Below are 251 nucleotides of genomic sequence, written 5' to 3' on the forward strand. Positions count from 1 at the left end.
GAACACGATCTAGAAATTGAGCTCTCGGCGCGTTTCCCAGAAAAGCTCGATGAAGCCGCTAAAATGATACGCCGTTGGGCTGATGGTAACTCTAAGCTGACCAATATCAGTGATACCTCGAATAAGCCGGGTATTGATTGGCAAATTGATATCAGTCGCGATGATGCATCACGGTTTGCTGCGGACGCGACTTTGGTTGGAAATACGGTACAGTTTGTCACTAATGGATTGAAAATTGGCGACTATTTGCC

1 protein-coding gene is annotated in these 251 nt (G+C 46.2%); it reads left to right on the forward strand.

The annotated features are described in order from the left end of the window. The coding region (locus FQ664_RS26505) for an efflux RND transporter permease subunit (RefSeq protein ID WP_144175953.1) at positions 1-251 on the forward strand (251 nt) is incomplete at both ends.

The organism is Pseudomonas persica, assembly GCF_900291015.1.
Classification (GTDB): Bacteria; Pseudomonadota; Gammaproteobacteria; order Pseudomonadales; family Pseudomonadaceae; genus Aquipseudomonas.